Origin of the sequence: Candidatus Protofrankia californiensis, from assembly GCF_900634765.1 — a bacterium.
In the GTDB taxonomy this organism is placed as follows: Bacteria; Actinomycetota; Actinomycetes; order Frankiales; family Frankiaceae; genus Protofrankia; species Protofrankia californiensis.
Window position 1 is genome coordinate 1 of record NZ_CAAAFT010000142.1, and the last position, 7068, is coordinate 7068.

A 7068-nucleotide genomic window follows, 5' to 3' on the forward strand; every position below is an offset into this window, starting at 1 on the left:
TGACCGGTATCGAGACCGGGAAGGCCTGAAGCGACATGGCACACAAGAAGGGCGCGAGCTCGTCGCGCAACGGTCGTGACTCGAACGCTCAGCGTCTCGGTGTGAAGCGCTTCGGCGGCCAGTACGTCAATGCCGGCGAGATCATCGTCCGGCAGCGTGGCACGCACTTCCACCCCGGTTCGCAGGTCGGCCGTGGCAGTGACGACACGCTGTTTGCGCTTGCCGCCGGCCACGTCCATTTCGGTACCCGTCGGGGACGCCGGGTCATCAACGTCATACCTGCCGAGGAGCTCCTGTCCGCCTGATCCGGGTAGGCGTTCCAGTCGGCTGCGGTGGAGGAAGGCAGCGCTGCAGTGCCCACCTTCGTTGACCGCGTCATCCTTCATGCCACTGCGGGTGACGGTGGGCATGGTTGTGCATCGGTTCATCGGGAGAAGTTCAAGCCGCTCGGCGGTCCGGATGGCGGCAACGGCGGTCGCGGCGGTGACGTCATCGTCCGGGTCGACCCGGATGTGACCACCCTGCTGGACTTCCACTTCCACCCGCACCAGCGGGCATCCGGTGGGCGGCCCGGCCAGGGTTCCAACCGGCACGGCGCCGACGGGGCAGACCTCGTCCTGCCCGTGCCGGACGGCACCGTCGTCCTACGACCGGACGGCGAGCAGATCGCCGACCTTGTCGGTGCCGGTAGCTGCGTGGTCATCGCCCGCGGCGGGCGCGGTGGCCGTGGTAACGCCGCACTTGCCTCCGCTCGGCGTAAAGCCCCCGGGTTCGCCGAATTCGGCGAGCCGGGGGAGCAGCTCGACGCCGTCCTCGAGCTCAAGACCGTCGCCGACGTGGCGCTGGTCGGTTTTCCCAGCGCCGGCAAGTCCTCGCTGGTGTCGGTGCTCAGCGCCGCCAAGCCGAAGATCGCCGACTACCCGTTCACGACGCTGGTGCCCAACCTCGGCGTGGTGAAAGCAGGCGACACTGCGCCGTACACGGTGGCCGACGTCCCGGGTCTCATACCCGGCGCGAGCACCGGACGCGGGCTCGGCCTTGAGTTCCTGCGCCACATCGAGCGCTGCTCGCTCATCGTTCACGTGCTGGACTGCGCCACCATGGAACCCGGTCGTGATCCCCTGACCGACCTCGACGTCATCGAGGCCGAACTCGCGGCTTACTCCAGCGACCTGTCCGACCGGCCGCGGGTGGTCGTGCTCAACAAGATCGACGTTCCGGACGGCCGCGAGCTGGCGGAACTGGTCACACCCGAGCTCACCGCCCGTGGGCTGGGCGTCTTCGCCGTGAGCAGCGCGACCCGTGAAGGCGTCCGAGCGCTCTCGCTTGCCCTGGCCGAACAGGTCGCCGAACATCGGGCCGCGCGGCCGGCGCCGGCGTTCCAGCGGGTCGTCCTGCGTCCCCGCGCGGTCGACGAACCCGACTTCGCCGTCCGCGCGCATGATGACGGATTCATCGTGACCGGCGCCAAACCACTGCGCTGGGTCCGTCAGACCGACTTCAGCAACGACGAGGCGATCGGCTTTCTCGCCGACCGCCTCGCCCGTCTGGGCGTGGAGACCGAACTCGCCCGCCTCGGCGCGGAATCCGGCGCGGCGGTGACCATCGGTGAGATCACCTTCGACTGGGAACCGCACCTGAACCGCCGCGGCAGCCGGACTAGTAATGATCTTGATGGCGAGGTGGCGGCGGCGGAATCGTCCCTCGGCCCGCGGGGGAGCGACGACCGGCTTGTCGCCTCCATGCGGTTGACCCGTGCGCAGCGGCTCGCCCGCCGGGCCGGCAGCCGCCAAGCCCTCGCCGACCGGGATGCCGATCTGGACGACCCGAACGATCTGGAGGGCGAGGTCGAAGCGTGACCGCCCGTGATTTCGTGATCCGGGCTGACCGGGTCGTGGTGAAGGTCGGCTCGTCGTCGTTGACCACCGCCAGTGGCGGCATCGACGGCGACCGTGTCGACGCCCTGGTGCGGGCGGTCCTTCCGCGGGCCGGACGGCTGGTGCTGGTCTCCTCGGGAGCCATCGCCGCCGGGCTTGCGCCGCTGGGCTTGGCGCGCCGTCCCCGGGATCTGGCAACCCTGCAGGCTGCGGCCAGCGTTGGGCAGAGCATGCTGGTGCACCGGTACGCGACGGCGTTCGGACGAGCCGGCTACCAGGTCGGTCAGGTGCTGCTCACCGCCACCGACGTGGTGCGCCGCACCCACTACCGCAACGCGCGGACCACCCTCGACCGGCTGCTGGAGCTCGGTGTGGTCCCCGTCGTCAACGAGAACGACGCGGTGGCCACCCAGGAGATCCGGGTCGGTGACAACGATCGCCTCGCCGCGATCGTCGCGCATCTGGTGTCCGCGGACCTGCTGGTCCTGCTCTCGGACGTGGACGGTGTCTACGACGCCAACCCCCGACGTGGCCCGGCCGCCATGATCCGCGAGGTCCGGACGGACGCTGACCTCGAGGGGGTCGGCACCCGAGGTACCGGCAGTGCCGGCGTGGGCGTCGGCGGCATGGCAACAAAGATCGACGCCGCTCGGATGGCGGCCTCGGGTGGGGTCACAACGCTCATCACCTCGGCGGCGAACGCCACCGAAGCCCTTGCCGGAGCCGAGGTGGGGACGGTGTTTCACCCGAGCGGGCCGCGTCGGGCGTCCCGGCTGCTGTGGCTGGAGCACGCGACCACCCCGCAGGGCAGGCTGTTCCTTGACGACGGGGCGGTGAACGCGATCGTGAACCGGCGGGTGTCGCTGCTGCCGGCCGGGGTCACCAAGGTCGACGGTGACTTCGCCGCGGGCGACCCGGTGGACCTGGTCGACCCGTCGGGGCAGCCGGTTGCCCGTGGGCTGGTCGCCTATGACGCCGCTGAGCTGCCCGGGATGCTGGGCCGCTCGACGTTCGATCTCGCCGCGGAACTCGGTTCGTCCTACGAACGGGAGATCGTCCATCGCGACGACATCGTCGTCCTGCAACGGAAGCCGTAGCAACGGAAGCCGTAAGGAGACATCCTGCAGCGGAAGCCGTAGGCAGAAACGGTTGTGATAGCGACGGTCTCCACCTACGGCTTCCGTATCTGTAGGTGGAGACCGTCGTGACAACAGCGCTTTCCACCCACGCCTTCCGTCGTCAGCGGACCGCGCGAAGGAGGACGACCGGGATTTCCCGGCTGGTCTGTCCCTGGTGATCGCGGATGCTGGGGATCTCGTCGATCAGCGCCTGGTAAAGGCGTTCCCGCTCCGGGCCGGCGGTGGTGGACGCTGCGGCGTCGAACCGGTCGGCGCCGAGTTCCACGGTTACCCGCGGGTTGGCGACCAGGTTCCGATACCAGTCGGGATGGGCGGCCGAAGCCAGGTTCGAGGCGAAGACGACGATCCGGTCCGGGGAACTGTCGAGGATGTAGCCCAGCGGTGTGGTGTGTGGCCGGCCGCTGCGGGTTCCGACCGTCGTCAGCAGCAGCAGCGCCGCTTCGGGCAGAGTCGTGGTCAACCTGCCGTTGTTCGCCCGGTATTCGGTAATCAGTGCCCGGTTGAACCCTTTCCGGTCGAAGTCCGGGCTGCGCGGGTCGATCTTGGTGGTCAAGCGCACCTCCTTGTCCGCATGTCAGTGCACACTCAACCACACAGCGGTTCCACGTTCTTGCGCAGGGTGATTTTTCCTGTACGGATGTGCTGCGATGCACCGGCCGGAGCCCGGCCACGGGGCTGCCGTTGCGGGTGACGAGAATCGTTTCGCCGTTCTCGACCGCGTCCATGACAGCCGCGGAGCCGTTGCGGAGCTCACGCTATGTGATTATTTTGATCATAGTTCTTGGTAGCGCCACGTGCTATATGGCGCTACGCGCGGGTGGTGCGCTCGCGTTTCCGGGCTTCATCGTCCGAGGCTCCGTTAGGGCCCCCGTCAGGGGATGGTGGTGCGCACGTGGCTGCCGTGGGCCTGTTTGACGACGGTGATCTGGGTGGGGATGCGTTGGCGCAGGTCCGCGACGTGGCTGACGATGCCGACCAGCCGACCGCCGGAGCGCAGGTCGTCCAGGACGTTCATGACCTCCTCCAGGCTGTCCGGGTCGAGGCTGCCGAATCCTTCGTCGATGAACAGTGCGTCCATGGCCTGGCCACCGGACTCGGCGGTGACCACGTCGGCGAGGCCCAGCGCCAGGGACAGGGCAGCCTGGAAGGTCTCCCCGCCGGAGAGGGTGGCGGTGTCGCGCCGCCGGCCCGTCCAGGCGTCCTCGACGAGAAGCCCGAGGCCGGCCCGCCGGCGCCGGTCACGCCGCTCACCGCTGTCGTGGACAAGGGTGAACCGGCCGCCGCTCATCGCCGACAGGCGTCCGCTTGCCGCGGCCGCGACCTCCTCCAGACGGGCGGCGAGGACGAAGCTCGACAGTGGCATGCCGTGGCGGTTACCGCCGCGGCCCGCGGCCAGCTCGGCGAGGCCCCGCAGTTCCTCCGCGGCCTCGCGCAGCGGCGGTATCGCGGCGAAGGCATCGGCGAACGCGGGCGCCAGGTCGGACAGCCGCCGGGCCCGGTCGTTCGCGCGCGCCGCTTCGGTGAGCGCCGATTCGTGCCGCTGCCGCGCCGCGAGCGCGTCGACTTCCCGCTCGGCCACCGGCGTCGGCGTATCCGGATCAACCGCCAGCTGGGGGTTGGCCAGACGGGACCGCACACCGACAAGGTCGTCACGGTGGGCCATCAGGCGCGCCTCGGTATCGACGATCCAGCTCTCCTCCCGACAGGCGGCTAGGGCCGCGGTCGCGTCCGGGAAGCCGGCGGCGTGGGCGTCGCTGTTCGCGCTCGACGCGGCGCGGCGGTACTCCTCCTCCGCCAGCGCTGCGGCTGAAGCGGCCGCGTGGCAGTCCGAGTAGGCGTCGGCGAACTGGGCAACCTCGCGCTGCCGGGCGGCCAGCCGCCCGGCGTCGCGCAGCTCCGGCGGGAGGCTGGAACGCTGCCGCTCAGCCCGGGCCCGGCACTCCTGCGCACGGGTACGGGCGAGCTGCTCACCGGTGGTGTGGCCGGCCAGTTCGGTCGAGGCCCGCGTCTCCTCCTGGTGCATGAGCTCAAGTGCCTGTTCGGCGGTCGGGACGTCGTCGGCCTGCGTGGCGAGTGCGTCGGCCCGGCCCGCCAGATGGACCGCGGTCTGCTCGAACATCTCGACGGGTAGTACGGCGGGCAGTTCGGAGCCTGCGGGCAGCTCCCTCAGCCGCGCAACACCGTCCACAGCAGCGCGATCGGCAACCTGCCGATCTGCAGATTCATGATTGGCAGATTCATGATTGACGATGTTGTCGCCAGCACCCTTATGGTCGTTTTTCTCCTCGTTTCCGCTGGGGATGGGGTCGGTCATCCCCAGTACGGTGACCGTCGCGAACGCCTCGACCGGACGGGGCGGCCTGCTGCCGGTGTTTTCGGTGGGCAACGGGCCGCGCGGCACGGCGGGCTCGACGCGCACATCGGTGGCCGAGCCTGCCCCCGCCATGTCTACCGCCGTGTCTACCGCTGTGCCCACCATCGCTGTGTTTGCCGCGCCCACCGCGCCTGCCTTGCCTGCTGTGCTTGCCCTGTCGCCGTCCGCGCCAGGGCCTGCCGCGGGTTCCGCCCAATTCGGGGCGAGCGTGCCGGTGATGTCAACGGTGGTGCCGGCAGCGACAGCGGCGGGGCTGACACCGCGATCGGCATTGCGATCGGTACCGGGATCCACGTGGTTTGCCAGTGCACCCGTCAGCGTGCGGATCCGTTCGTCCAGCCGGTCGGCGTCGCGGCGGGCGTCAGCGGCCTGTGCCGCGAGTCGGTTGGCCACGGCTTCGGCTGCGAGTTCGTCGTCCTTGCTGACGTGGTCCGCGCGGACCTCGGCTGGGTCGGGATGCGCGAGGGATCCGCAGACCGGGCAGGGAGAACCGTTGACCAGGGCGGCGCTGAGCTCCGCGGTGATCGCATCGAACCGCTGCCGACGGATGTCGCTGGCCTGGTTGCGGGCGTCCCGCGCGGACTGTTCCACGTCGTGCGCATGGGCGAGGGCATGCGCACGTTGACGCACGGCAGCGGCCAGCTCGGCGGCCATGCGTGCCTGCTCGCGCGCACCTGCCAGGGCAGCCACGGCGGCCCTGGCACGGCTGTGCCTGGCGTCGAGGGCACGGCGCTGCTCCGGCAGATCGGTTCGCAGGTATCCGGTGAGTGTGGCGGCGGCGGCCGCATGCGTGTCGGCGTCGGTGTCGGCCGCCTGTGCCGCGGCATCGTCCGCTTCGGCGGCAGCCAGGACGTTCGCGAACTGCTCGAGGCGTCCCATGTCGGTGTGGGTGAGCCGGGACAGCCGGGCCAGCTCGTTGACGGCAGCGTCGTGGCGGGCACCGAGCAGCTCCAGTCGGTGGCGTCCGGCGTCCTCGGCCAGGCGCGCCCGCGCCAGGTCGTCCGCCCGTTCCCGCACGTGGTCCAGGGCGCGGCGGACCGCGGCGGCGTGGCGGGCGGCGTCCAGCTCGGCGGCCATGCTTTCGATCGCCGGGAGCTGCGCCTCGAGCGCTGCCAGCCTCGTGTCGAGGCCACGCCGTTCCCGCCGGCGTTCGGCGAGTCCGCGGGCCTGGTCGAGTGATTCCTCGGCCTGCCGGCGGGCTTCGGCGGCCGTGGCGGCGTGGTCCGTGGCGCTGTGGGCGGCGGCGCCCGCGGTGGCGGCGAGCCCGGCGACCCAGCTGGCGTCGGCCTCGAGATCGTCGGGCTCGGCGATCCCGGCGGCTTCGGCAGCCCGGGCCGCCACCCGGGCGAGGTCGCCGCGTGCGGCGGCAATCCGTTCGCCGGCAATCTTGGCCTGGTCGGCGAGCCACTGCTCGGCGTGCTCGAACCGGCTGACGGCGAACAGGCGCTTGAGCAGCCGTTCCCGCGCGTCGTGGTCGGCCTGCAGAAAGTCGGCGAAGTGCCCTTGCGGCAACATGATCACTTGGAAGAACTGTTCGGCGGTCATACCGAGCAGCCGGCCGGTCTCGAGCCCGACGTCGTCGTTGCGCTGGGCGACCACCTCCCAGCCGGCGTCGGTGCGGCGCTGCAGCAGGGCGGTGGGGTTCACCCGGGAGCTGCCGGCACCGCCCCGCCTGAGC

5 protein-coding genes are annotated in these 7068 nt (G+C 70.7%); 3 read left to right on the forward strand and 2 right to left on the reverse strand.

What is annotated here, in order from left to right; translation table 11 throughout:
* Window positions 1-35: 35 nt before the first annotated feature.
* From rpmA to proB, 3 genes are read left to right on the forward strand one after another with little or no spacing between them, the layout of a single operon-like run.
* On the forward strand, window positions 36-305 hold the full coding sequence (gene rpmA / locus DD1DGNOD_RS08420; protein WP_131766002.1) for a 50S ribosomal protein L27: 270 nt from the start codon (window positions 36-38) through the stop codon (window positions 303-305).
* Window positions 306-353: 48 nt separating this feature from the next.
* A complete protein-coding gene (gene obgE / locus DD1DGNOD_RS08425) occupies window positions 354-1859 on the forward strand; it encodes a GTPase ObgE (protein WP_131769834.1) in 1506 nt (501 codons plus the stop codon).
* Window positions 1856-2974 (forward strand): glutamate 5-kinase, encoded by a 1119-nt coding sequence (gene proB / locus DD1DGNOD_RS08430; protein ID WP_206443029.1) that lies wholly within the window; start codon window positions 1856-1858, stop codon window positions 2972-2974. The genes obgE and proB overlap by 4 nt, the downstream gene beginning before the upstream one ends.
* 142 nt (window positions 2975-3116) lie before the next feature.
* Here the strand turns inward: proB and DD1DGNOD_RS08435 are convergent, their stop codons facing one another.
* On the reverse strand, window positions 3117-3569 hold the full coding sequence (locus DD1DGNOD_RS08435; RefSeq protein WP_131766004.1) for a nitroreductase family deazaflavin-dependent oxidoreductase: 453 nt from the start codon (window positions 3567-3569) through the stop codon (window positions 3117-3119).
* Window positions 3570-3887: 318 nt separating this feature from the next.
* On the reverse strand, window positions 3888-7068 hold a 3181-nt coding region (locus DD1DGNOD_RS08445), incomplete at its 5' end, for an SbcC/MukB-like Walker B domain-containing protein (RefSeq protein ID WP_165036525.1).